Source organism: Bacillus sp. ISL-75, assembly GCF_018613095.1.
Window position 1 is genome coordinate 1 of record NZ_JAGGQX010000074.1, and the last position, 25276, is coordinate 25276.

Genomic DNA, 25276 nt, shown 5'->3' on the forward strand with positions numbered 1-25276 from the left:
AAAGCAGATGCAGTTAATTCATATTCACTGACAATATCTTGGCGACTTTTCCCATTTTCATATAGGGCCACCACCTGCTTTTTAAAATCTGTTGTGAACGTTCTTCTTTTTTTAGACATAGTAGATTCTCCTCACGTGTTGTGTATTATTCTACTTGCCCTTATTTTTATTGTCCAACTAAGTGTAACCTATCCATTAACTCAAAAAACAACCTATTATATTTAGTTAATATACTCCTAGTACTATAATGAATGCTAATTTTACGGGTAAAAAATGTATTTAACGATTGTTTTTCCTGTTCAGCTGCAGGGAAGTTAGAGAGAGAGAGCGTGAGTTTAGAGTGGATGTGATGGTCGCTCTTCTTTTTATCCCTCACAAACTACTCTTTGAAGTCAAGTTATCGGAAAAGCAAGTAAAAATAGTTAGATAGGGGATAAATGAGGAGTGTCAAAAATTATCGCTCTTTTTTAATTCTATAACACTCTGGACATTTGTAATGAACGAACATTGGTGGTTATAAACATCGGTCCTGACCTAGTACTCCGTACATGTTTCCGATTCCTAAAATTAAAACAATTATTTAAAATATAATTCAACATATATGTCAATTTTAACTTATGATAAATAATATAAGTTGTCTTTTATTTCATTGATAATAATATATGATTTTTTGAATTTGAAAAGGGTCTCTTTACCATTTATTTATTTAAAATGTAACATTGGTTTGTTACCAAATCATTTTTCATCATGACGATTCATAGAGCATAAGTCATTCACCGTAGTATGACAGAGTAACTTTAGGTGCTATGGGAGGCAGCACTAGTAACTCGAAGATTTTTATAAAAAGTTACATAAAGAGTGCATTTTCATATTTGTGTACAAGACATTAAAGATATTAGATATGTGGAGTGCTGTTCACTACTGGTTTTAAAAGAATAAAGATGTGGTCCGTGTGTATAACAAAACTTCCCTTTAATGCTGGGAGGTTTTGTTATTGAATAAGGTATGTCTTACCCTGGCAACTATCATAACGCTGCTAAAACAGACTATGAATTGATAATAAATTGTACCTCATCTGATATTATTACTCGTCAAAAATAATGGCTATCCAAAGATGTCCTACCTGGTGTGTAAGAGAGCATTAATAAGGAGAGTAAGTTATCTTAGGATTTGGTCAAAATAACTTGAACTTATATTGACATTCCTTTTTTCTGAAAACCATAAATAGGCTGTTAATCCTAGAATTTTGTGAGGTAGTGAATGAGGGATTTTCTCATAATCCCCTGACTTAAACAGTTGATATGCTTTAAATATTTGTGAGCAAGAATTCCCTAATAAATCATATTCTTGTTTCAATATAGAGAAATGATTTTCTTGGATATAATCACGAATATGAAATGACGGAACAGAATCATAAAGCTTGTTTATAGTTGAAATGGAATTAAGTTCAATGATTTCCTTAGCTTTGTTGAAATCTTTCTTGTAGATATGCAAGGAATCACTGAAATGCCTCTGTATTCCGACCTTGCAACCAATTTTAAACGCCATGTATTGCTGTAGGAAATTATGCCCGAAGATGCAAAGGAATCCGGGGCACTAGTGATTGGGACAGGACGTTCTGATTTTCCAAATCAGGTCAATAACGTACTTGCGTTCCCTGGAATTTTCCGCGGTGCGTTAGATGTCCATGCAAAAGAAATCAATGAAGAAATGAAGATAGCAGCTGTTTATGCCATCTCTGGATTGATCAGATGAAGAACTTCATGCCGATTATGTCATACCTGATCCATTTGACAGAAGAGTGGCAGCATATGTAGCCGCAGCTGTTGCTAGCGCAGCGATGGAAACAGGTGTTTCACAAAAACACGTAAAAGTAGAAGAAATCAAAGATCGTTTATTAGTATAAGTTGGAGATAATTATAAAGAGAGTATTGAACCTATTCATATGCTGGTATACGGTTACATCCATTCACATTCAACCCCTTTTTCAGTAAGTTATATAAGGAAAAGGGGTTTTATTTATTCAGTTTATATTTGTTTGTTTTGTTATAGAAAAAAACGGATTCAGTAAAAATTAAAATAGGCTGCCCACTTTGTCGACAGCCTCAAATGATTTCATTATTAAATTAAAGCCAGGTAATTATATTTGCATTTAAATAAAGATAATTATTGGAGTAATTGTGGTTCATGTATTAATTTAAAACCCATTGATTGATTCTTTCCGAAATAGCCTTTGCAAATTCAGTAGTAGAGGCATTTCCACCTAGGTCTCTTGTTTTCACACCGTCTTTAAGTGATTGGTAAAGTCCTTGCTCCACCAATTTACCTATTTCTTCAAGCTTGCTATCATCATGTCTTTCGGCAAGCCATTCCATTAACATTACTGTTGATAGCATAATACCTGTTGGATTTCCAATATTTAAGCCTGCAATATCTGGTGCAGAACCATGGGCTGCCTGAGCCATAGCCAGATTTTGATTTGAGTTGATTGAAGGTGCCAATCCTAGGCTTCCTACAAGTTCTCCTGCTAAATCAGAAAGTATATCTCCGTACATATTCTCTGTTACGATTACGTCGAAGTCTTTTGCCCGACGGACTAAATGAGCAGCCATTGCGTCAATATGATAATCATCTACCGTAACTTTAGGGTATTGCTCGGCCACTTCACGGCACACCCTTAAAAATAACCCTGTACTTAATCGGAGAACATTCGCTTTATGGACAATAGTTACTTTTTTGCGGCGCTTCATGGCCATTTTAAAAGCTGCATGTGCAATACGTTCTGCTGCTTTTCTTGTAAACACACCCGATGTGACAACTACATCCTCCGTAATTTGCCACTCCCCATGACCGACAAACATGTTGCGATCTGCATAAAATCCTTCCGTGTTTTCACGGAAGATAACCAAATCAGCTTCTCCCACAACGCTTTGAATGCCTGGCATTGTTTTAGCTGGCCGAATATTTGCAAATAAATCAAGTGAATGGCGAAGTGCTCCACTTGGATTGAGTTTCACTTTATGCTCAGGTGGGTAAGCAGCAGAATCATGTGGACCCAGTATCCATCCGTGAGTGTTTTCCAACGATTTTGTGGTTATCTCTGGAAGGGGATCATTGTGTTGTTTGATTCCTTCCCATCCCATAGGCAGGTCAATCCATTCAATTTCAACTCCAACTTTATTTGCAGCAGTTTTAAATACATCAACTGTAGCGCTTACAATTTCCGGACCAATTCCATCACCAGCTAGTACACCAAGACGATAAACAGTCATTTTTAACATTCCTCTCCAGACAGTATAGTATTAATCTAAGAGCTCTAGTTGAGCCTGAACCTTATGTTATTAATGTAATATAAAATTAGAAATTAATAAAATATGATTTTTTAATATTTAATGATTAATTTTTTCTATACCTAAATGGCTAGAATGACATTTATTTACTTATAAGTATATTTTTAAAGAGATTTTAGTTTTCAAGGAGATTTCGATGATATTCTTGAATAAAATGGACAAACTCTCTTACCATTGCTAACTCTAGTAGCTCTTCACGATATAAGATGCGGGTTTTCCAAACGATTGGATCGCCAGAGGTATCACTAAGAAAAATTTTGTGTAACAAATCGTTATTTTCTATTACAATACTGGGCGCAATACAATAACCTAATCCGTTAAGAACCATTCTTTTTGCAATTTCTACATTATCAACATTCATACTGTTAGTTGGAGGTGTAGAAAAATTATCTTTCCACCAGTTATCAATAATCATTTCCAAGCTGGGATCAGTCTTATAACTGATTCTCCGTAAAGAGGGAAGGTCTTTTAAATTAATTTCTTGGGATGAGAGAATCGTAATGTTTTCCTCTGTAATTGTCATTTTTTTACTTGGCCAGCTGTGATCACCTCTCACTATACCAATATGTGCATCCTGTTTATAAATAGATTGAAGTACGTCTATATTAACACCGGTATTAACATGAAATTCAACTTTAGGGAATTGTTCATTAAAACCTTTTAGAATTTGCGGTAATCGATAAAAAGCAAATGTTCTTGAAACACTTAAGCGTAATGTTCCACGCACTTCATTTCCTGAATTCCACAGCTTTTCTTCCATGTCTTGTTGTTGTTTAAGCATATCTTCCGCGTATTTGACCAATAATTCTCCCTGTTCCGTAAAGTCAACACCTCTTCTTCCTCTAAAAAAAAGTTTAATGTCATATTCTTTTTCTATTTGTTGTAACCGGTACGTTAAAGTAGGTTGGGAAATATACAGGCGCTCAGCTGCTTTGGTAATATTTTTTTCAGCGTAAACCATTTGTAAAATAAGCCAGTCTTTTTTATCCACGGTGAGCTTCCTTTCTTATAATCGAAAAATTCTATTGGAATTAATAAAAATTCAATATTTTATTAATTCCTAAAAATATAATACATTACATTTATAGAAATTACAGCTTTTGATTTTCAAATGTGTTAAAAGCTAATGGATTCATGATATTCATGTACATTTGAAAGCGAATTCAGATAACTTAGGAGGAAGTAAATTGTCAGGAGAAGATTTTAGAATTGGGCTTATCCATGCGACGATGAACTCAGTTCAGCCAATTTTAGAAGCTTTTAAAAATCATGCACCACAAGTTACTGTGGTAAATTTCATGGATGAAAGTCTTATTTTTGAATTAAATGAAACAGGATTCGTTACAAAAAATATGGCCAGACGTTTATTGAATTTGGTAGAAAAAGCAGTGATGTGTGGTGTAGATGGAATTCTACTAACTTGTTCATCCTTTACTCCAGTTGTTGCAGAAATTAGCCACTTATTTGATGTCCCCATGTTAAGTGCGGATTTAAGCATGTTGGAAAAAGCTGTGGATATGGGTACTCGGATTGGTGTTATTGCTACGATAGAAGCTGCAGGACCAACAACAGCTACGATATTGGAAAAAATATCCTTAGAGAGACAGAAGGATGTCACGATTAAAACGGTGGTTATCCCTGAAGCATTTAAGGCATTACAAAAAGGGGATCGTACAAAACACGACGAGTTAATCCATCGGGAGGTACTAGAGTTAACTATGGATTGTGATGTCATTCTTTTTTCACAATTTAGTATGGCGAGAGCAATTGAAACACTTGATATTACGACAACCCCCATATTAACAAGTCCTGAAATTAGCGTAAAATCGATTGTCGCCGAAATATCAAAGAGGGAGATAGGTAAATGATAAATGTTGAAATAATGAAAGTTACTTCACTTGTGAATGGCAAAGCAGTTACTAGAACAGAAGAAAAGTCAATGGAGGTGATTAACCCTTTTAATGGAGAAGTAGTCGGAAAGGCAAATTTAGCTTCACAAGAAGATGCTGAAAGAGCGATTGAATCAGCACATAGAGTTTTCCATGAGTCCATGAAAAAAATGCCGGCTTATCATCGAGCAGAAATTCTGCGTAAAACCGCTGACCTGTTAGAAGAAAGAACAGAAGAATTTGCAAGAATTCTTGGCTTAGAAGCAGGGAAACCAATTCGTGATGGGAGAGGAGAAGTGGGGCGTGCAGTCCAAGTGCTTCGCTTTGCGGCAGATGAAGCGAAAAAAATTGAAGGTGAGCTTGTGCCTATGGATGCTGCGATCGGTGGAGAAAATCGAATCGGTATGGTTCGTCGTTATCCAATTGGAGTAATATCAGCCATAACACCTTTCAATTTTCCGTTAAATCTGGCTTTGCATAAGCTGGCACCTGCCTGTGCTGCAGGAAATACAGTCGTCTTAAAGCCTGCGGGGAAAACACCTCTTTCCTCTTATATGCTTGTCAAACTTTTCGAAGAAGCCGGACTGCCTATGGGAGCTTTAAATTTAGTGATTGGAAACGGTTCGGAGATAGGGAATGTTCTAGTAACTGACTCTCGCATTAGTAAGGTAACATTTACAGGAAGTCCGTCTGTAGGAATGAATTTACGGAAGAAAGCTGGATTGAAAAAAGTGACATTAGAGCTTGGATCAAATTCTTCAAATATTATTTTCAATGATGGGGATGTGAATGCGGCAGCAGTAGGATTAGTACGCGGAGCATTTGCTTTTTCTGGACAGATTTGTATCTCTGCTCAACGGATTTATGTGCAGCGAGAAGTTTATCAAACATTTTTAGATCAATACGTGTCACTTGTTGAAAAACTAGTCCTCGGTAATCCAATGGAAGAAACAACGGATATTGGACCGATGATTAGTAAAAACGAAGCGATTCGTGCGGAAGAGTGGATTCAGGAAGCAGTAAAGGCAGGTGCAAAGCTTGCAACAGGTGGTAAGAGGGAAGGATCATTACTTGAGCCAACAGTCCTGGTCGATGTTACTCCGAACATGAAAGTAGTATGTGAAGAAACGTTTGCTCCAATCGTCTCTGTCATTCCATTTGATACAGAAGAGGAAGTTATTGCAATGGCTAATGATTCTGTGTTTGGATTGCAAGCTGGTGTGTTCACATCAGATATTAATCGTGCAATGAGAGTTGCTGACGCTCTCGAAACGGGGGGAGAATGGATTAATGAAACGCCTACAAAGTCAGGGGTATTACGAACAGTATGATAAAAAAAACTTCTAGAAAAGAGCATAACTTTATTAAAGTAACTATTTTAGTAGATTGTTGTAATCACCTCCTGAGGTTCATTTCTTAAGGAGGTGTGTGCCTCCAATTTATTGAATGCGTTTACATGATGTACTTGTTAATTTTAAGGAGGTCAATCATGCTTTCTATATTAGGATTTTCTACTATTATACTTTTCATACCATCGCTGAATATTACGATAATTATGGGTATTTAATGGACTACATTGGCCGAGAACTTTTTGTTTTAGTTAGAAGTTCACGGTTTGATAAATTGAGGAGAGCTTTAAATAAGGAGAGGGGACTATTCCCATTGGAGCTAACTCTCCTTATTTAGGTTGTTCTATGAACTGAAAAAAGGGTCATAAAATAACGGTAATTGTTTAAATTCATTGCGACACTAAGATGTTAAAAATCCCTCTCAATTTATTATTTTTCCCTGACAATGAAAGCTGAAATCCAGCCTTCGATCCCGTTTGCAGTTTGAACTCTTAACCACTTAATTCCTTTGGAATCTACTTGTTCTTCATTCAAAAAGTGCATTATTTCTTCATTTGTAATAGTGTATAGACGGGGCGCGGTTAGTGTGGGAGCTTCACGAATATTTCCGCCTTCTTCATATTTCTTATTTAAAATTAATTCTTTTTGATCAAGGGAAGCCCCGGAAGCTTTTATGTGCACAGGCTCTTGGTTTAACCATACCTCAACTTTCTTCCATTTTTGTGTATACGACTCATTAGGATTGTTCATGATTGCAGCTGTAAGCAAAATCACTAAAGCTGTGGCAGAATAGAAGGTCCATCTTTTAATCCTTGTCTTATTCCTTTTCCGTTTCTGGAAAAGCTGAATCATTTTGTTGAAAAAACTTTCAAACAAAGCAAACATTCCTTCAATGATATCAATCCAAACAGATATGCCAGCTTTTCCTGCTTCTCTCCGGCTTCTTTGCATCGTGCAAAGAAGTGCCATGATCGGGTAAGAAATGAGATAAAGTATTTTTTTCAACAAACGGCACAACAAGTTTAAGAAGGGAGGAACAATGTACAACAAAATCAGCCTTGCGAGCTGCAGGAGCACAAAGAGCGCCAAAAAGATACGCAACCATTCCGGCAAGACAGAAATAAGTGACCAGATCCAAAACAGCTGATTTAAAATGGATTCCACATTCGCTAATCTCCTTTATTTAAATAGGATAGAAGTTATCTCCTTGGACCAGCAATCTGTTTATTTCTATTGATATTATCCTGAGTAACGGGGAGATAGGGGAAAAGTTTTTTTAGCTTGGCCAATCTTTGTTCTGCCTCAAACTGGTCAATAGAGTGATCGTTGATCAAGTTTAAAAGTTGTTTGTTTACCTCATATTTGAAGGTTTGATTTTGGCTAAACTCCGATTCCACTAACCGCTTTGCCATTTCATTCTTTTCTCCAAGCTTCCCTGCAGTGATAAAATCACCTGCTTGAAGGGCTTCTTTAATCGAGGCCGAAATCCGGCGCGCTTCCTCCAAGTCGAGAGCCTCTTGATAGGCGGATAATTCTGCGTTCCGGTCTAAATCGGCGATCGCCTCATCATGGCGCTGGTCCCGAATACCTTGCCGGATCAAAACACGAACATTTCGAACAACAATACCAGCATCCCTTAACACCTTGACCAATGGCGAGGTTTGAAAAAATTCTTCAATATGCCGGGCAAAACTCAGATCCTCTTCAATATGATAAAATCTTGCTTCCGACTCAACCCAGAAGGGCAGATTATTGTTAAAAATGTGGCCAATTTCTCCTGCATGTTGTTGAACTAACCGTTCAGGGTTTTCAACGGCAATATCGATAAATAAATTGACAGAAAACCTTCTTCCTCTTGTAGCCGAAGGGACTTCCTCCTTGTAGGTGATGGTTTGCTGCTGCATATTGACTGTATAAACCCTTTTATATTTGCCAATCCGCAATTCACTACGTGACAAACGCTCTCCATTTTTAACTGCATAGTATTCATTGTGACTATTTACATAAACAAAGGCATAAGTCATTGACGACGCCGGCGGTTTTTCCATAAAGCTAAATTTCACGTCTTTAACATCTTCAATAAAATGCATTAGGTTATTCCCTCCAGGTTAACTATTTTCATTGAAAGATCACTTACCTTGTCTACATTCTATGCATACAATCGGAAGAAAAGCCCCCATATCTTTTCAGAAATTGGAGATTGAGGGAGTTTCGAATGGCACGGGCGCTAGTCATTGATAATCGCCAAGACACTGTTATGATGAGAGTGCCTTCATAGGAGATTTAAATTACAAAACCATCCGAATGGTGAGTTTGGCTCTATTCAATGGGTATCAAATAGATTTGCATGGTAGAAGAGTTACGTCGATCCGCTAACGTATGAGCTGCGGATAGAGGTTAATCCTGGAGAATTTAAGCGGGTGACATTCGATAGTGTTGTCGGAGTCAAGGTTTTGCACTAAGTGGACATCATGCATTGAGTCAGCCTTGTATGGGTTGGCATTTTTTATTCAACAAAGGTCAGGTTAGTGGAACAAGAACAACAAAAACCATCCTATTAAGAATGGTTTTTATCTTTACCATAATTTGGTGATGTACTTGAGTGTGTTAATATGCGGTCTAATACTTTTTCAGTAAATGGCATAAAGTAATTAAGTATTAGCCCCCCTAAACAAACGGTTAATAAAGTTCCAACGCCAATTGGTCCTTTTATAATCATTGCCATTATCAAGAACACGAGGTAAATGAATGTTCTCGAAAAAAATATATTTGTTCTAGTTAATTCTTGTATGATTAAGGTTAATCGGTCAACTGGAATCGGTGCAAAATTTGTGTGTAAATATGTTGCGGTTCCTAATCCTATAACAACTAAGCCGATTCCAAAACAAATAACTTTGCTGTACCATAGTTCAGGTGTTATCAAATTGTGCAATAAAAAAAGCCACATATCAATACCCATACCCGTTATAAATGCTGTTAACAACCCCAAAACTTCTGGTCTTTGTCTTTTTAAAAATGAATTACAACCTATCAATAGTAAAGCTATTATTATTTCCCAACTTCCCACAGAAAGCCCCACATTTCTGGATAGTCCTACCAAAAGTGCATCAAAAGGTGAAGTTCCAAGATCTGATTGTATAGTGAAAGAAATACCAAGAGTTAATATTAAAATTCCTAATACATAAAAAACATATTTCACTTTACTCGACCTCTTTATCAATATTTTTTTGTTGCAAATGCAACAAAGTTAGGTTAAATTTAATATATGCCATTTTTATTGCATTTGCAACAAAAATATGTACTAAGGAGTTCATTATGAAGGAAATTCTTCGTGAAATTGGAATGATAGCAAGGGCATTAGATTCTATAAGTAATATAGAATTTAAAGAATATGACCTTACAAAAGGGCAGTATTTGTACCTTGTGCGAATATGTGAAAACCCGGGAATCATTCAAGAAAAGTTAGCTGAGATGATAAAAGTAGATCGAACAACAGCAGCTCGTGCGATACAAAAACTTGAAATGAATGGCTTTATTGAAAAGGAAGAAGATCAACATAACAAAAAAATAAAAAAGCTCTTGCCAACAGAGAAAGGGAAAAATGTTTATCCTTTTATAAAAAGAGAAAATGATTATTCCAATAGCGTTGCATTAGAGGGATTTTCCGAAAGAGAAGTAGGAACCATTTTCAATCTTCTTCAAAGAGTAAGAAAAAATATAGAAAAAGACTGGGAATTTGTAAAAAAGGGAAACAAAAGAAATTATTGATTATATAAAGGAGCGACATATTTAAATGACTATAAATATAAAAAAGTGTACCCTAGAAGATTCACGCAAACTTCAAGAAATTAGTTATGAAACATTTAATGAGACATTTAAGCATCAGAATTCAACCAAAAATATGAATGCCTATCTGGAAAGGGCATTTAACTTAAAACAATTAGAAAAAGAATTATCCAATATTTCTTCGCAATTCTTTTTTGTTTATTTTAATAATGAAGTCGCTGGATATTTAAAGGTCAATACCAATGATGCTCAGTCTGAAGAAATGGGTGATGAATCACTTGAAATCGAGAGGATTTATATAATGGACAAATTTCAAAAACATGGGCTTGGTAGATATCTGCTAAATAAAGCTATGGAAATTGCGATGGAACGTAATAAAAAGAAAATCTGGCTGGGTGTATGGGAAAAAAATGAAAATGCGATTGCTTTTTATAAGAAAATGGGGTTTGTTCAAACTGGAGCCCACTCGTTTTATATGGGTGATGAAGAACAAACGGACTTAATAATGACCAAAACACTCATATAACTTTTTATGAAGGGCGGATTATTATGTATATTCCAAAATATTTTAAGGTCACAAATGTTGATGAAATTTGGGATTTTGTTCGAAATAACTTTTTTGGCACGATTGTCACAACAGAACAAGGGAAACCAATTGCCACTCATTTGCCTTTGGGGTTAAATAAAAAAGGTGATGATTACTATATTACTGGGCATATGGCTTATGGAAATCCTCAGTGGAGAACATTTGAAACCTGTGAAGATGTGCTTGTTATGTTTCAGGGACCGAACGCTTACATTTCTTCTTCTTGGTATGGGCATGAAGAAGTTCCAACATGGAATTATCAAGCCGTCCATGTATATGGTAAAGCAAGCATTTTAGAGAAAGATGAATTAATAGAAGAATTAACAATAATGCTGGAAAAATATGAAGAAAATCGTGAAAATCCTGTTTTATGGGATAAACTTTCTCCTCATCTCTTAGAGAGTGAACTGAAAGGTATAGTTGGATTTAAGATTAAGGTGGGAGAATTTCAGGCTGCATATAAATTAAGTCAGAACCGAAATGAAACGGATTATATTAACATCATTGATAAATTACAAAATGAAGGAAATTCAAATTCGAATCAAATGGCAGAACTGATGGAAAAGAGATTAAAAAATCACATATAAGCCACTTTTATTCAACCCTTACCATTTCGAATCCATTAAATAAAAACCCGAAATCATAAGATTTCGGGCTTTACCCATCGGTAATTTGGGTCAGACTCTTCCTTCAAGTATTTGCTTTCGATACTGGACGGCTGTCAGTAATTTATAACCTCTAAGCTTTGGAATCAAGTTATCGAGTAGCGCAACCGCATCTTCCCTTTTCCCATCATAAACGGCTTGATCGACTTCCAACATGTTTAAAAAAAAGGAGTCTGTTATCTTCTTTTTATTTTGTTTGAATGCTTCTACGTCGCCTTCATTAATGGCGATATCCGACAAAGCGTACCACTTTGTCTTATGTCCACCCATTTGTGTAAGAAGTTCTTTTGCCTTTCCGTATTGCTTCCGCTCCATTAAGAGCATCAACTCGGAGTTTCGTTTTGATTTTTTGGAACGGATTTTCCCCATCGCTTGTTCCGCTGCCGATAGGTTCCCGTGAAGAAAATGGTAAAGGAATTGCAAATAAGGTGATCTGGATTTTTTTAAGTACGTCATCATCTTTTCAGCATCTTTACCAAATAACAGCGGGTTTCGAAACATGATAAAAACAAGCACGGCAAACAATACGCCATACATGATCCAGATGGGAACCTGGAAAAATCCCATCAAAAAAGCAAACAGAACGACAAGCAGCAAAAACCAAATCATAGAATCCTCCGTTAACAAGTTATATTCCTATTTTACCACACTATAATTCGTGGATTAATCAAATAAAGATATCCCCCCATCCCTTTAGTTTTTATTCAAAAATTTACCTACTTGATGATATTTATCAAATCTGTTGTGGAATGGAAGAGGAAGAAACATTAAGAAAGGCAAAGCTTGCGAATGAACGGTTAAAACTCATGAAAGATCGTATTCCGGATAACTTTCGATGGTGGGAAGATGCAATTAGAGAGAGTTTAAACGAAGAAGAAAGAGAGGTATTTTATGTCTAAAAAGAATACTAGGTGATCATCCCCCGTTTGTTCCGAATCAAGGAATGATGGGGGATTATTTTTTTGTTGCTGTACCCAGTATGCTGAACGGACTGGGATGGCAATCATCTATAATGAACAGACTATAAATGCTAATAACAAATGCAGGAACGGACATAAGACTCCATGTACAACTCGCATGAAAATAATTTCCTCAAGAATAGAAGTAATTAAAATACTTAATTTTAAGACCTTCTTTTTGATCAATGTTTTTTTCTAATGCTACAATTTTGCAACAAAAACCCATGGTGTAAAAGTAACGTATCTAGTCCCTCTATAGATTAATATGCAATTGTTTATTTTTGTTTGTTTTTTCGTGCCATTCCTTTATTTTCTAACTTATAAAGAAACTTAAACGGAAGATTATGATTTTACACCGATAAAAATACAGCCAACTCCGATGAAAATCCAGACTATTTTGGCAAATGAAATATTCCCCGTCAATCCCAGAACACCAATTGTAGTCGTTAAGATGAGAATAATAGGGCCAACGAGTGCTAGAGAACTATTAACTAAAAGGGCCTTTTCAACTGAATTAAACTTAATCATGAGTATAGCCGCAAGTATTTCAATACTTCCTGAAAGTACTCTTAATAAGGCCATTCCCAAAACGGCTATTTCAATAAAAATAAACATATTCTCCTCCTATGTAATACTGTTCATCCCTCATCCGTATATGTTTACTATATGAATGGAGGGACAAGATCTTAACGAAATCGTATCCATGGGAACGTCAAAAAAGACAAGATGAAGCCTAACCCCAGTGTGCATAAATCCCTTGGTATCCAAAATATATACCAAACACGATTAATGAAACTCCGGAAACAATAGAGATAGCGATTAGACTCTTGTACATTTTATGAGAAATATTTAGACTCATGCCAAAAAACGAATAACAGCAACCAATAGGCCATACATGAACTGGGTAATATAAATTTTTCCCTTAAGAGTTTGTGGGCAATCTCTTACCATTGAAATCTTGTAACCGGAGAAAGCTATAAAAAATCTCATAACCTTACTAATGTAATTGTTAAAAAGGACACACCTGAAGAACAAATTTTGCATTTCGCACAAGAGCAAATTAAGAAACAATGGTTAAATTAAAAAATGAATCTCCAGATCTTTGATGTGAAAGGGGCAAATGGCCTTGAATGAAAAAAAAGAAGTCGGAGAAAAAGCTGTAGATTTTGTGAAAGAGGGAATGGTAGTTGGACTTGGAACTGGCTCCACTGTATTTTATACCATTTCTAAGCTTGGGAAATTAGTTCAACAAGGATTTTCTATTAAAGGAATACCTACGTCCAAACAAACAGAAAAATTAGCAATAAATGTAGGAATCCCAGTTGTTTCATTAAATGAAATTGATCAAATTGATCTAGCCATAGATGGTGCGGATGAAGTGAATCGAGATTTAGACCTTATTAAAGGAGGAGGCGGAGCCCTTTTAAGAGAGAAAATAATTGCGAAAGCAGCTAAAACTTTTATTGTCGTTACAGACTCCCATAAAAATGTAGATACATTAGGAACTTTTCCACTGCCGATAGAAGTGGTCCCATTTGGATATAAGATGACCATGAAGTACATTCGAGAGCTTGGAGGCTATCCAAAGCTGCGGGAAAAGGATGGGAATCCTTTTCTTAGCGATAACGGTAACTATATTATAGACAGCAGTTTTCAAGAAATTAAGCATACAAAAGAATTAGAGAAAAATCTGAACCTTATACCTGGTGTGGTTGATAATGGATTATTTGTTGGACTTGCTGATGCTGTTATTACCATTATTGATAAAAAACTTGTAACGAAAGTCCGAAGATTGATATAAGAGAAAATAGATACGAACATGGGGGAAGCATGATGGAATCATTGACCTTTGTCTTATTTGGAGCAACAGGGAATTTAGCAAAGTCAAAAGCTTTCCAGAAGCTAAATATTAATATCGACTCTCTTTCACTCCGAGAATTGTATACGATTATTGAAGAGAATCCTGGGCTATTAAGAAAACCATTAATCCTTGATGAAAAAAGTTTACAAGTAGGGTGTAATGAAGAAGAGTTACGGAGCTTTTTGCCACGTAAAATGCGTGTATTCCAACTTGATAAAGTCCATGATTCGGCCGGGGTTATTTGGAGAAAAACTGTTATTGATTAAATTATAAACAAGTATTGACATTATCTTGAATTCGAGATATATTAATTAAAGATATTTAACTAGGAGGTGTGAATATGGAAAGGAAATGTACTAACCATCCATTTTTGCTACTAATGCAAACCTCAAAGGGCATTCAGGAACGAATAAGAGACGAAATGTCCAAAAATAATCTTAGTATTACCGAGTTTTCAGTTTTAGAGGTACTTTTCTACAAAGGGAAACAAACAATTCAGCAGATTGGAAATAGAATCCTGACCTCTAGCGGCTCGATGACGTATGTTATTGATAAACTTGAACAAAAAGGAATCATAAAAAGGAATGACTGTAGGGAAGATCGGCGGGTTATTCATGTAACCTTAACAGCTAAAGGAATGGAAATAATGGAAAACATCATGCCGAAGTATCAAGACATGGTTAATTCTATTTTTGAAGATTTAACAGAAGATGAGTCCGAGTTGATGGTCCATTGTTTAAAGAAAGTTAGAAACAGAGTGGAATAATATATTTTTTAAATCAATATCTCGAAGTCGAGATAAGTGAAAATAGGAGGTAATAAAATGATGAGTATTGGATTATTAATTATAAGGGTAGTCGTGGGTGTGTCATTCATGGCTCACGGTGCACAGAAATTATTTGGCTGGTTTGGCGGTTACGGCTTAAAGGGAACAGGAGGCTGGATGGAGTCGCTCGGTATGAAACCAGGTGTGATGATGGCCCTCATGGCAGGATTAACAGAATTAATTGGGGGATTATTGTTTACATTAGGACTTCTTACTCCCCTTGCAGGAATCATGATTGCAGCTACAATGGTAATGGCAATTGTAAAGGTTCATGCTTCTAATGGCTATTGGGCAACACAAAATGGATACGAATATAATTTGACGTTGATAGCGGTTGTAATTGGTATAGCATTAATTGGACCTGGAAAATATGCATTGGATGCTTTTTTATTCTAAAATATCTCGAATTAGAGAATCCCGATTTTTAATAGTATCAATAATTTAATTATTGAATAGACATCATAATTTTAAAAGGAGTGTTTCAAAATGAGTAAGAAAACAATGGGTATTCATCATATCACTGCAATTGTAGGACATCCACAGGAGAATGTTGATTTTTATGCAGGTGTTTTAGGATTACGCTTAGTGAAACAAACGGTAAACTTTGATGACCCTGGCACGTATCACCTTTATTTCGGTGATGAAGGAGGAAAACCTGGAACAATCATCACATTTTTTCCATGGGCAGGGGCTCATCAAGGAACCATTGGTGATGGTCAAGTAGGAGTTACTTCATATGTTGTTCCTAAAGGTGCATTGAAATTTTGGGAAAACAGATTAGAAAAGTTCAAAGTCTCTTTTACTAAAATGGAAAGATTCGGTGAGCAATATTTGGAATTTGATGATCCACATGGCCTTCACCTTGAAATTGTTGAAAGAGAAGAAGGAGAAGTTAATAATTGGAACTTTAGCGGGGTAATTCCAGAGGTTGCCATCAAAGGGTTTGGCGGAGCTACTCTATTATCAACACAGCCCAATAAAACGGCAGATTTGTTAGAAAATGTTATGGGACTTGAATTCGTAGGTAAAGAAGGAGATTTCGCCCGTTATCGTTCTTCAGCTGAGATCGGAAATGTCATTGACCTGAAATTAACTCCGATTGGACGCGGAAGAATGGGTGTGGGGACCGTACATCACATCGCTTGGCGGGCAAGTGACGATCAGGATCAATTGGAATGGCAAAAGTATGTTGCAGGAAATGGATATGGCGTCACTCCAGTACAAGATCGAAACTATTTTAATGCCATTTATTTCAGAGAACACGGAGAAATCTTATTTGAAATTGCAACAGATCCTCCAGGCTTCGCTCATGATGAGTCACAAGAAACCATGGGAGAAAAATTGATGTTGCCTGCACAGTATGAACCAAAAAGAGAACAAATTGAACGGAGATTACTTCCATTTGAAGTAAGAGAACTAGACTGATTATACGAAAAGGAATGATTTCTTTGCTTTCAATTGATCCAGCCTTAATGTCTGAAAGAGAAAATTATAAGTTTCTAATAGGAAGCATCATACCTAGGCCGATTGCTTTCGTGACAACCATTTCAAAAGATGGCGTTTTAAATGGTGCACCATTTAGTTATTTTAATATCGTCTCATCCAATCCGCCGATGATTTCATTATCTATTCAACGTTCAGCGGGGAGTCAAAAGGATACAGCTAGAAACATCAACGACTCCAAGCAATTTGTGGTCCATATTGTTGACGAACATAATGTTGAAAAAATAAATAAGACGGCTGCAAGTCTTCCTTCTGATCAAAGTGAAGTGAAGTTAGCAAACTTGACTTCAGTGGATAGTGTAAAAATTTCGGTACCAGGTGTGAAGGAAGCAAAAATTCGAATGGAATGTTCATTAGAGCATTCCTTAGAATTGGGAAGTTCGGATAGTCCTGGATGTGATTTTATTATAGGAAGAGTGGTTCAATTTCATATTGAAGATGAAATTTATGAAAATGGAAGAATTGATGCTAGAGGTTTAGCTGCGGTAAGTCGATTAGCAGGGAATAATTACGCCAAAATCGGTGAGATTTTTGAAATAGAAAGGCCTAAATAACTTCTTAAAATCCCATTTATGAAGTGGAGAGTAAAAAATGCAGAAAACAGCAGGCATTCATCATATATCAGCGATGGTAAACGATGCACAAAGGAATATTGACTTTTATGCGGGTGTACTTGGGTTAAGGCTTGTTAAAAAAACAATCAATTTTGATCGTCCAGAAGTGTATCATCTTTATTTTGGGAATGAAACAGGAGAACCAGGAACAGTAATTACGTTTTTCCCATGGGCAAAACAGCTAAAAGGTCGAATTGGTACAGGTCAGATTGGAGTCACTAGCTACATTATTCCAACAGGTACAATAAAATTCTGGGAGAAGCGTTTCCAACAATTCAGAATTGAATTTACTTCAGCCAATCGCTTTGGTGAGAAATATTTGAAATTTAACGATCCAGACGGACTCCAGCTTGAACTGATAGAAAGAGATGAAGGTCCAATAAATACTTGGAACTTTGGGGGAATTCAAGCTGAGAATGCGATAAGAGGGTTTGGCGGCGCTGTTCTGTTTTCTGCACAGCCACATAAAACGACGGAAGTGCTGGAAAATACTTTAGGAATGGAATGTATTGGGCAGGAAAATGAATTCCTAAGATTTAAATCTGAAGGACATTTTGGAAATACAATTGATATTCAGTTAAACCCATCAGTCAGGGGACTGATGGGAGCAGGAACAGTTCATCATATAGCATGGAGAGCAAAGGATGAAGGGGATTTACTTAGATGGAGATCTCTTCTTCAAGACAAAGGATACTATCCAACAGAAATTCGAGATCGAAACTATTTCAAAGCAGTGTATTTTCATGAAGAAGGGGGTATCCTCTTCGAAATAGCTACCGACCCACCAGGCTTTTCTGTGGATGAACCAGTCGCAGAACTTGGGGAAAAACTTATGTTGCCATCTTGGCTAGAGTCAAAAAGAGAAGAATTAGAAGAAACCTTACCGCATGTAGAGGTTCGAGTTCTGGAGGGAGATAAATAATGAAACATATATTCAATAAGGGGCAAAATCAAACAAAACCCACGTTGTTATTGCTTCATGGTACAGGAGGCAATGAATTAGACCTGCTGCCACTTGCAGGAATGATTGATGATGAGGCAAATGTACTAAGCGTTCGTGGGAATGTATTAGAAAATGGAATGCCTCGATTTTTTCGCAGATTAGCAGAAGGGGTATTTGATGAGGAAGATCTTATTTTTCGAACAAAAGAGTTATACGAGTTTCTAGATGAGGCCTCCGAAAAGTATGATTTTGATCGAGATAATATTCTTGCGATAGGTTACTCAAATGGAGCTAATATTGCTGCGAGTTTATTATTTCACTATCAAAATGCTTTAAAGGGTGCGATGCTTCATCATCCCATGGTGCCGCGAAAAGGAATTGAACTACCTGATTTAACTGGGAAACCAGTATTTATTGCAGCTGGTACCAATGATCCAATCTGCTCGCCATTAGAATCTGCTGAATTACAATCTTTATTAGAAAAGGCAAATGCGAATGTAGAAATTCATTGGGAGAATAGAGGTCATCAATTAACCTCTCAAGAAGTTGAAGCCGCAGCGCAATGGTATCGAAAAGTTATAAATAAATAATTATTTTATGGAAGCAAGCTATTATCAGTTAGTGACTTGATTTTTCAAAAGGATTCAATTGAGTCAAAAAAAGCTGCTTAATATGGAAAGATAATTTTAAAAGAAAGCTAATCGGAACCTTTCGATTAGTTTTTTATTTACATAGAAAGTACTTTTATACTCGAAGGAATAGTAAATACTACCTAAAGAAATAATAGGTAGGAAATTATTTTTACTCTGCTTGGTTTGATGGGGTTTTACAGAACATTGTAAGGCGGGAGCATATTAAATTTTGATTCACATCGGAGGATGTTTTTATGGAAAAGAAACTGTTGAATTTACTTACTGCTTTGTGTGTGGTTTCCTTGCCATTTTTATTTAAAGGATCTAAAATGCGAGAAAATCTTGTTATTTTTTTCTCAAAAGGAGTAATTGCAACTCTAATTGATGCTTTTGTGGTTGGTACCAAAAGACTTGAATATCCAGTTCGTCCCTTTCCAAAAATTTTTAAGACAAACATCATTTATGACATATTGTTTTTCCCGCTTTTAAGTGTTATATGGGTGAAACTGACTTATAACGATCATTTAGGCAAAATACTTTTAAAAAGTTTACTTTTTAGTGTTCCCATGAGTATCGGTCAATGGTGCTTTGAAAAGAATTCCAAGTTATTCAAATGGAAAAAATGGACAATATTACATACCTTTACCAGTGTAAATTTTACTTTGTTTACTATAAGAGGTTTAGTTGGGTTTTTAAAAAAATTAGATAAGGTTAAGAGTGCATAAGTTTATAGAGCTAATTCAAAGGTTTTGCTGTAGGCATGTATAAAGACTTTTCAGAACAAATGGAGTTTGTTGATCTGATTAAAAAATATCAAGCATAAGGAAATTCTAGGAAAGAAAGAGTTGGGCATATAGCAGAAGAAATCCTGTTATATATTCCAACTTTTTGTTTTGAATGAAAGAAATAAAGCTCGATATTCATGACTAAGAAATTCAGATAAGGAGTGAGAGAATTGATTCAAATTTATCCTGCAGGTACACGATACACAGTAAAAAATGAATGGCTGGAGAGTAATTTAAGTTTTTCTTTTGGTGAGTATTATGACACTTCCAATATCCGATTTGGTCCACTGCGTGTCTTTAACGACGACACCGTCCAAGGTGGTCGCGGCTTTGGAATTCATCCGCATCGGGAAGCGGAAATTGTTTCTATCGTATTAAAGGGGCAGCTAAAACATGGAGACAACTTGGGGAACTCTGGAATTATCAGCTATGGAAATATACAGCGAATAAGTGCTGGAACGGGAGTGCTTCATTCTGAATTCAATGCTTCCAATGATGAAGAAGTCCGATTTTTACAGCTATGGTTTTCACCAAATGAAAAAAAGTTAACTCCATCCTATGAAGATATCTCATATGATGTTGAACAATTACAAAATAACTTATTACCTGTAATATCCCATACTGCCTCCGAGCGGGTGGCAGGAATTCATCAAGATTTAACCCTTTATTTATCAAAGTTGGATGGAAATAAGACATTGAACTTTCAACAGGAAGAAGGCAGGAAGATCTACATCTTTACTATAGAAGGAGAAATTTCAATTAATAAGGATTCCATTTTACAATCCCAGGATGCGGCACGGAGCACAGACATCCATGAAATTACGATTCAGGCAAATCAAGATAGTTTCTTTTTATTAATTGATTTACCTGGGGGTGAATTTTAATGTTAATGATTCGTCACTCTATAGGCAGCCGATTGCTGTGTCAAACTACTAATTACCGTATTGAAAAGCAAGACGATCGTTGGCTGATCTCCTTATCTGTTGATGAAGAAACTGCTTCGACAGTTTTAGATTTTAAAGATGAGTTAAATATATTTGAAGCAAAGGAAAACGAAAAGACGTGGTATTACTCCTCTGATTCACAAATTAATTTTCAACCTAATGAAAAACAATTGGTGATCCTTGCTGATCATAATACTGTCTATCCGACTCAATGATTAACTCTATTAAGTTGAGTAAATATAAAAAGTCTGATGGGATTATATTACAAGCTCCTTTATTTTTATTAGAAAGAAAGGATGTCTACAATGACAAACAATTTATATGAAAAAGGAAATTTAAAAAATCTTAGTAAACTTAAAGAATTAGCACCAGAACAGCTCGAAGCTTTTTCGGATTTTAATACAGCTGTCATGACAGATGGTGCACTGAGTAAAAAGGAAAAAGAAATCATAGCGGTTGCAATTGCCCATGTAACGGAATGCCCTTATTGTATTGATTCACATACACGACGTGCAAAAGCTGAAGGAGCATTACTTGAAGAATTAGTAGAAGCGATCTTTGTTGTAGCAGGAGTAGAAGCAGGTGGGGTAGTAACCCATAGTACTCATATACATAATGCGATGGATGCAGAAGCAGAGGATTCACTTTATAGACGTTCAAATCTAAAAAACCTTGGTCAATTAAATAAATTTGCTCCTGAAGGCTTTAAAGGTTATTCTACGTTTAGTAGAACAGCAATGAAGAAAGGCAAATTGAGTGGAAAGTTTAAAGAGATTATTGCTGTGGCAGTTGCTCATGCTACGCAATGCCCATATTGTATAGATGTCCATACGAAAAATGCCATGAAGCTTGGATGTACAAATGAAGAGCTTGCAGAAGCAGTAATGGTTACTTCAGCATTACTTGCAGGAGGAGCTTATGCACATATCGCTAATTTGATACAAAGCTATGGTGATTAACAAAAAGGTATTAAAATACAGTGAAAAACCTCTCAATAAAATAGAGGCTACTGATACCTTCCCACCACCGGGAAGGCTTTTTTGTTTAAATGGGGTAAACTACGGCGTATTCCTTTTTATCATAAGAACGGTAAAAGGAATACGCATCTTTGAAATCCTTATCTGAATTGTATTCATAATACATTCCTGGATAACCCCAGGAGGGAACAACTACCAAAAAGGTCGAACTGGTATAGTTGCTTTTTTCAGGTTGTTTTCCTAATATCGTTATTTAAATGAAAAAGCATATACAACTGCTTAGCAAGAAATTGCGGTGTATAAGGCATGTCCTTACGCAACCAAGCTACGATCGTGCCGATAAGAGCTGAAGAACCGTGCCAAATAGCAATATCCCTTTGGATATCGGTAGTAGCGAGCAAGGAGTCTATCTCCGTTCTGTCTGTTATTGATTTCATAAGGATTTTTAATAACCGCTCTGTAAAGATTGGCGTTCGTGTGGAACCAAGAACCACTTTATAGAATTTGGCATTCTCGGCTATATGCTCAAGCAGTTTTACAAGCTTCAACGAATCAATTTCCTCAGCCAATTTCATGTTAGTTGTCGTACTCATCATAATGCACTCAATATCCTCGGCCATTTCCTCCGCCATTTTCTCCAGCATATCCTGAATATCACGATAATGCAGATAAAACGTAACACGGTTGATGGTTGCCCTTTCAGCAATCCGGTTAACCGTGATTTTATTTATTTCCATCTCCTGTAGCAAATCTATTAACGCGTCTTTTATTAATTGGCGTGTACGAAGTACCCGAGGATCTACTCGGGGCTTTTTATTGCCCTTCATGTCTAATCACCCTTCCTATTAATTGGTAATTTACAATAATTTTAGTTCTGTCTATTTTTTTCGGCTTTCTCAACAAAATTGAAATAAATGATAACTAATTTACACTTCTTAAGAAATTGTCTGTTGTCAGAAGCAACGATCTTATTATAATGTAATTTATACAATGTTAATTATTAAACACATTGTAAAAAAAGTCTATATTCAAGTTAGAAAGGATAGGAGAGAATTGAATAATAATCCTAAAACTGTCACAAATTCGATAAAAAAAGGACCTATTATGTTCATTATGATATTAGGTGCTTTCATTGCAACCTTAAACCAAACAATCATGAGCGTCGCTACTCCTGAACTAATGGTTGAATTTAAAATTTCAGCTGCAACAGCCCAGTGGTTAACGACAGGTTACATGCTCGTAAACGGTGTCTTAATTCCCATTACCGCCTATTTAATGCAGCGATTTACCACCCGTCAGCTTTTTCAAGCGTCCATGTTTATCTTTCTAGCTGGGACCATCGTTTCTGCTATTGCAACGGGATTTCCTTTATTATTGACCGGACGCATGATTCAGGCGGCTGGTGCAGGAATCATTATGCCGCTGCTTACGAATGTTATTCTGACCATCTTTCCTCACAACAAAAGAGGAGCAGCAATGGGGATGGTCGGACTTGCAATCATTTTCGCCCCAGCTATTGGACCCACACTTGCCGGTTACATTATTGAAAACTACAAGTGGGAAACGATGTTTTACGGGATGATTCCATTTGCTGTCATTGTTATTGTACTAGGATTCATTTATCTCCGAAATGTATCCGACCGAATCAAGACAAAGCTCGATACCCTAAGTGTTGTCCTCTCTTCGATTGGTTTCGGTGCCTTGCTTTATGGTTTCAGCCGAGCTGGAAGCCTTGGATGGTCAGACATCGAGGTACTAAGTACGATAGCTGTGGGCATCTTGGCCCTTGCACTCTTTTCATGGAAGCAGATGAAAACGCAAAATCCGCTGCTTGACTTGCGTGTATTCAAGTATAATATGTTCTCCTTAACAACCATTATCAATATCGCGGTTACGATGGTGATGTATGCAGATATGATGCTGCTTCCACTTTACCTTCAGAATATCCGTGGTTACACAGCAATTGAGTCCGGTCTTCTGCTTCTTCCAGGTGCGCTAATAATGGGCTTCCTTATGCCGGTTACCGGCAAACTGTTCGATCGCTTTGGCGCAAAATGGCTAACTGTTATCGGAATGATAATTACCATCTTGACAACATTGGGCTTTACCAACTTGACAGATTCGACAAGTTACACCTATTTGGTCCTCATGTCAACAGGGCGCCGCATTGGGATGGCCTTAATGATGATGCCTTTACAGACCGCTGGTTTGAATCAATTGCCACAAAAGTTAAGTGCTCACGGAACAGCCATAAGCAATACCATTCGGCAAGTGGCTGGTGCCGTCGGAACTTCACTTCTCGTTACCGTTATGTCAGACCGAACGAAATCACATCTGCAGGATATGGCTCCTAATGCAGCTGCTAAAGGCTTTACCCAAGGGCAGCTTATTAAGGAAGCCACCATTCAGGGTATTAATGACGCCTATCTTGTCATTATTGGGATCGGCATCATCGGATTACTTCTTTCCTTCTTTATCAAGAAGGTTAAACAAGCATCCGAAATAGAGCCCAAAGCAACTTTGGGAAAGGTACCACAAAGAAGCTTGGAAACTACCTAACTTAGCCACATCCATTATATGGAGAAGTTTAATAGAGAATAAAAAAATTATAAACAATTGGAGGAATTGATATGAGACTTCAAGATAAGGTAGCCGTAGTAACCGGTGCTGCTTCTGGGATGGGTAAAGCCATTGCGATTCTTTATGCAAAAGAAGGTGCAAAAGTAGTAGTTTCTGATATTAACATAGAAGCAGCAAATATTACGGTAGAAGAAATAAAGACTAATGGCGGGGAAGCAATAGCGGTTATGTCCAATGTTGCGAAAGAAGAAGATATACAAAATCTGATTAACACAGCCGTTCATTCATTTGGAACATTAGACATCTTAGTAAATAATGCAGGAATAATGGATAACTTTGAACCCGCTGGTGATATAGAAGATGACAAATGGGAGAAAATTTTTGCGATTAATACTACGAGTGTAATGCGTGCAACACGTAAAGCCTTGCCTATATTTTTAGAAAAACAATATGGTGTTATTATTAATATAGCTTCAGCTGGTGGTCTTCAAGGAGCTAGAGCAGGAGCCGCTTATACAGCTTCTAAGCATGCTGTTGTTGGTTTTACAAAAAATACTGGATTTATGTACTCAACAAATGGTATTCGATGCAACGCAATTGCGCCAGGTGGAGTTGAAACAAACATCGGTTCGTCAATGACGGGTGTTAACGAATTTGGTATGGGGCGCATTCAATCAGGATTAGGATTAAATCCACGTGTAGGTAAACCAGAAGAAGTTGCAAATATAGCGCTTTTTCTTGCTTCTAGTGAATCAAGCTTTGTTAATGGAACAGTTATTACGGGGGATGCAGGTTGGACCGCTTATTAATTAAGAACAATTTTAAATAATATGTTAAGACCGTCGAGATTTATCTTGACGGTTTTTGAATTTTTATTAGTTTGTGAAACATAATCAAATGAAGATATCCCCTCATCCCTTAGTGCGGGAGAGATTATTGAGCCGAAGACCGTGGTTGACAACTGAGTTTCTGGTTTAATTTAGACTGTGCTTGGTGCATAGTCCTTTTTTGTTTTGCGTGCCCAGCA

Annotated in this window: 27 protein-coding genes and 3 pseudogenes; 22 read left to right on the forward strand and 8 right to left on the reverse strand. The window is 36.6% G+C overall.

The genetic code is table 11. The features are described from left to right. Positions 1-1560: 1560 nt before the first annotated feature. A pseudogene (gene ystJ, locus J7E63_RS26145) lies at positions 1561-1906 on the forward strand (NADP-dependent malic enzyme); the annotation flags it as partial. 286 nt (positions 1907-2192) lie between these two features. Here ystJ and J7E63_RS26150 read toward each other — a convergent pair. Beyond that, on the reverse strand, positions 2193-3272 hold the full coding sequence (locus J7E63_RS26150) for an isocitrate/isopropylmalate dehydrogenase family protein (RefSeq protein WP_215017842.1): 1080 nt from the start codon (positions 3270-3272) through the stop codon (positions 2193-2195). Between the two features lie 193 nt (positions 3273-3465). After that, entirely contained in the window at positions 3466-4341 is an 876-nt protein-coding gene (locus J7E63_RS26155; protein WP_215017844.1) for a LysR family transcriptional regulator, read from the reverse strand. Positions 4342-4537: 196 nt separating this feature from the next. Between J7E63_RS26155 and J7E63_RS26160 the strand changes: the two genes are divergently transcribed. Further along, positions 4538-5218, forward strand: coding sequence for an aspartate/glutamate racemase family protein (locus tag J7E63_RS26160; RefSeq protein WP_215017846.1), 681 nt, complete (start codon positions 4538-4540; stop codon positions 5216-5218). After that, entirely contained in the window at positions 5215-6570 is a 1356-nt protein-coding gene (locus J7E63_RS26165) for an aldehyde dehydrogenase family protein (protein WP_215017848.1), read from the forward strand. The genes J7E63_RS26160 and J7E63_RS26165 overlap by 4 nt, the downstream gene beginning before the upstream one ends. 447 nt (positions 6571-7017) lie before the next feature. Here the strand turns inward: J7E63_RS26165 and J7E63_RS30380 are convergent, their stop codons facing one another. The 3 genes from J7E63_RS30380 to J7E63_RS26180 all read right to left on the reverse strand — a co-directional run bounded on the left by J7E63_RS30380 (position 7018) and on the right by J7E63_RS26180 (position 9787). Continuing rightward, positions 7018-7752 carry an SH3 domain-containing protein gene (locus tag J7E63_RS30380; RefSeq protein ID WP_215017850.1) on the reverse strand — a complete coding sequence of 245 codons (735 nt, stop codon included), beginning with the start codon at positions 7750-7752 and terminating at the stop codon, positions 7018-7020. Between the two features lie 35 nt (positions 7753-7787). Then, positions 7788-8678, reverse strand: coding sequence for a hypothetical protein (locus J7E63_RS26175; protein WP_215017852.1), 891 nt, complete (start codon positions 8676-8678; stop codon positions 7788-7790). A 467-nt stretch (positions 8679-9145) separates the two neighbouring features. Continuing rightward, positions 9146-9787 carry a YczE/YyaS/YitT family protein gene (locus J7E63_RS26180; protein ID WP_215017854.1) on the reverse strand — a complete coding sequence of 214 codons (642 nt, stop codon included), beginning with the start codon at positions 9785-9787 and terminating at the stop codon, positions 9146-9148. Positions 9788-9903: 116 nt separating this feature from the next. On the opposite strand from J7E63_RS26180, the gene J7E63_RS26185 reads away from it, so the two are divergent. Genes J7E63_RS26185 through J7E63_RS26195 form a run of 3 tightly spaced genes read left to right on the forward strand, consistent with a single transcriptional unit; the run spans position 9904 to position 11547 of the window. After that, on the forward strand, positions 9904-10356 hold the full coding sequence (locus tag J7E63_RS26185) for a MarR family winged helix-turn-helix transcriptional regulator (RefSeq protein WP_215017856.1): 453 nt from the start codon (positions 9904-9906) through the stop codon (positions 10354-10356). 25 nt (positions 10357-10381) lie between these two features. Further along, positions 10382-10900 carry a spermidine/spermine N(1)-acetyltransferase gene (paiA, locus tag J7E63_RS26190; RefSeq protein WP_215017858.1) on the forward strand — a complete coding sequence of 173 codons (519 nt, stop codon included), beginning with the start codon at positions 10382-10384 and terminating at the stop codon, positions 10898-10900. 23 nt (positions 10901-10923) lie between these two features. After that, positions 10924-11547, forward strand: a complete 624-nt coding sequence (locus J7E63_RS26195; protein ID WP_215017861.1) for an FMN-binding negative transcriptional regulator — start codon at positions 10924-10926, stop codon at positions 11545-11547. 90 nt (positions 11548-11637) lie between these two features. Here J7E63_RS26195 and J7E63_RS26200 read toward each other — a convergent pair whose 3' ends face one another. Further along, the gene (locus tag J7E63_RS26200) at positions 11638-12234 is read right to left on the reverse strand and encodes a hypothetical protein (RefSeq protein ID WP_215017862.1); all 597 of its coding nucleotides are present in this window, start codon (positions 12232-12234) and stop codon (positions 11638-11640) included. Positions 12235-12374: 140 nt separating this feature from the next. On the opposite strand from J7E63_RS26200, the gene J7E63_RS26205 reads away from it, so the two are divergent. Then, positions 12375-12524 carry a hypothetical protein gene (locus J7E63_RS26205; protein ID WP_215017864.1) on the forward strand — a complete coding sequence of 50 codons (150 nt, stop codon included), beginning with the start codon at positions 12375-12377 and terminating at the stop codon, positions 12522-12524. A 402-nt stretch (positions 12525-12926) separates the two neighbouring features. Here J7E63_RS26205 and J7E63_RS26210 read toward each other — a convergent pair whose 3' ends face one another. Then, positions 12927-13199, reverse strand: coding sequence for a YqhV family protein (locus J7E63_RS26210; protein ID WP_168242978.1), 273 nt, complete (start codon positions 13197-13199; stop codon positions 12927-12929). A gap of 357 nt (positions 13200-13556) precedes the next feature. Between J7E63_RS26210 and J7E63_RS30240 the strand changes: the two are divergent. The 13 genes and pseudogenes from J7E63_RS30240 to J7E63_RS26275 all read left to right on the forward strand — a co-directional run. Then, positions 13557-13667, forward strand: a pseudogene (locus tag J7E63_RS30240) (BA3454 family stress response protein); the annotation flags it as partial. A 43-nt stretch (positions 13668-13710) separates the two neighbouring features. After that, positions 13711-14385, forward strand: coding sequence for a ribose-5-phosphate isomerase RpiA (rpiA, locus tag J7E63_RS26220; RefSeq protein WP_215017866.1), 675 nt, complete (start codon positions 13711-13713; stop codon positions 14383-14385). A gap of 80 nt (positions 14386-14465) precedes the next feature. Then, positions 14466-14711: pseudogene (locus tag J7E63_RS26225) on the forward strand (ArsC/Spx/MgsR family protein); the annotation flags it as partial. Positions 14712-14785: 74 nt separating this feature from the next. Then, positions 14786-15211, forward strand: coding sequence for a MarR family winged helix-turn-helix transcriptional regulator (locus tag J7E63_RS26230; RefSeq protein WP_215017870.1), 426 nt, complete (start codon positions 14786-14788; stop codon positions 15209-15211). 57 nt (positions 15212-15268) lie between these two features. Further along, complete coding sequence (locus J7E63_RS26235; RefSeq protein WP_215017872.1) at positions 15269-15667, forward strand: DoxX family protein; 399 nt, start codon at positions 15269-15271, stop codon at positions 15665-15667. 90 nt (positions 15668-15757) lie between these two features. Further along, the gene (locus J7E63_RS26240; protein WP_215017874.1) at positions 15758-16696 is read left to right on the forward strand and encodes a ring-cleaving dioxygenase; all 939 of its coding nucleotides are present in this window, start codon (positions 15758-15760) and stop codon (positions 16694-16696) included. 23 nt (positions 16697-16719) lie between these two features. Continuing rightward, positions 16720-17328, forward strand: a complete 609-nt coding sequence (locus J7E63_RS26245) for a flavin reductase family protein (protein WP_215017876.1) — start codon at positions 16720-16722, stop codon at positions 17326-17328. A gap of 37 nt (positions 17329-17365) precedes the next feature. Next, complete coding sequence (locus tag J7E63_RS26250; RefSeq protein WP_215017877.1) at positions 17366-18310, forward strand: ring-cleaving dioxygenase; 945 nt, start codon at positions 17366-17368, stop codon at positions 18308-18310. Continuing rightward, complete coding sequence (locus tag J7E63_RS26255; protein ID WP_215017879.1) at positions 18310-18921, forward strand: alpha/beta hydrolase; 612 nt, start codon at positions 18310-18312, stop codon at positions 18919-18921. Before J7E63_RS26250 ends, J7E63_RS26255 begins: the two co-directional genes overlap by 1 nt. Positions 18922-19217: 296 nt before the next feature. After that, positions 19218-19688, forward strand: coding sequence for a CBO0543 family protein (locus J7E63_RS26260; protein WP_215017881.1), 471 nt, complete (start codon positions 19218-19220; stop codon positions 19686-19688). A gap of 230 nt (positions 19689-19918) precedes the next feature. Continuing rightward, positions 19919-20632 carry a pirin family protein gene (locus J7E63_RS26265; RefSeq protein WP_215017883.1) on the forward strand — a complete coding sequence of 238 codons (714 nt, stop codon included), beginning with the start codon at positions 19919-19921 and terminating at the stop codon, positions 20630-20632. Continuing rightward, entirely contained in the window at positions 20632-20907 is a 276-nt protein-coding gene (locus J7E63_RS26270; RefSeq protein ID WP_215017885.1) for a hypothetical protein, read from the forward strand. Before J7E63_RS26265 ends, J7E63_RS26270 begins: the two co-directional genes overlap by 1 nt. Before the next feature lie 90 nt (positions 20908-20997). Continuing rightward, on the forward strand, positions 20998-21651 hold the full coding sequence (locus J7E63_RS26275) for a carboxymuconolactone decarboxylase family protein (protein WP_098932266.1): 654 nt from the start codon (positions 20998-21000) through the stop codon (positions 21649-21651). Positions 21652-21896: 245 nt separating this feature from the next. Here the strand turns inward: J7E63_RS26275 and J7E63_RS26280 are convergent, their stop codons facing one another. Beyond that, complete coding sequence (locus J7E63_RS26280; RefSeq protein WP_215017887.1) at positions 21897-22496, reverse strand: TetR/AcrR family transcriptional regulator; 600 nt, start codon at positions 22494-22496, stop codon at positions 21897-21899. 277 nt (positions 22497-22773) lie between these two features. Between J7E63_RS26280 and J7E63_RS26285 the strand changes: the two genes are divergently transcribed. Together J7E63_RS26285 and J7E63_RS26290 are read left to right on the forward strand one after the other, a co-directional pair. After that, positions 22774-24228, forward strand: a complete 1455-nt coding sequence (locus J7E63_RS26285) for a DHA2 family efflux MFS transporter permease subunit (RefSeq protein ID WP_251033785.1) — start codon at positions 22774-22776, stop codon at positions 24226-24228. A 71-nt stretch (positions 24229-24299) separates the two neighbouring features. Next, positions 24300-25058, forward strand: coding sequence for an SDR family oxidoreductase (locus J7E63_RS26290; RefSeq protein ID WP_215017892.1), 759 nt, complete (start codon positions 24300-24302; stop codon positions 25056-25058). Positions 25059-25276 lie beyond the last annotated feature (218 nt).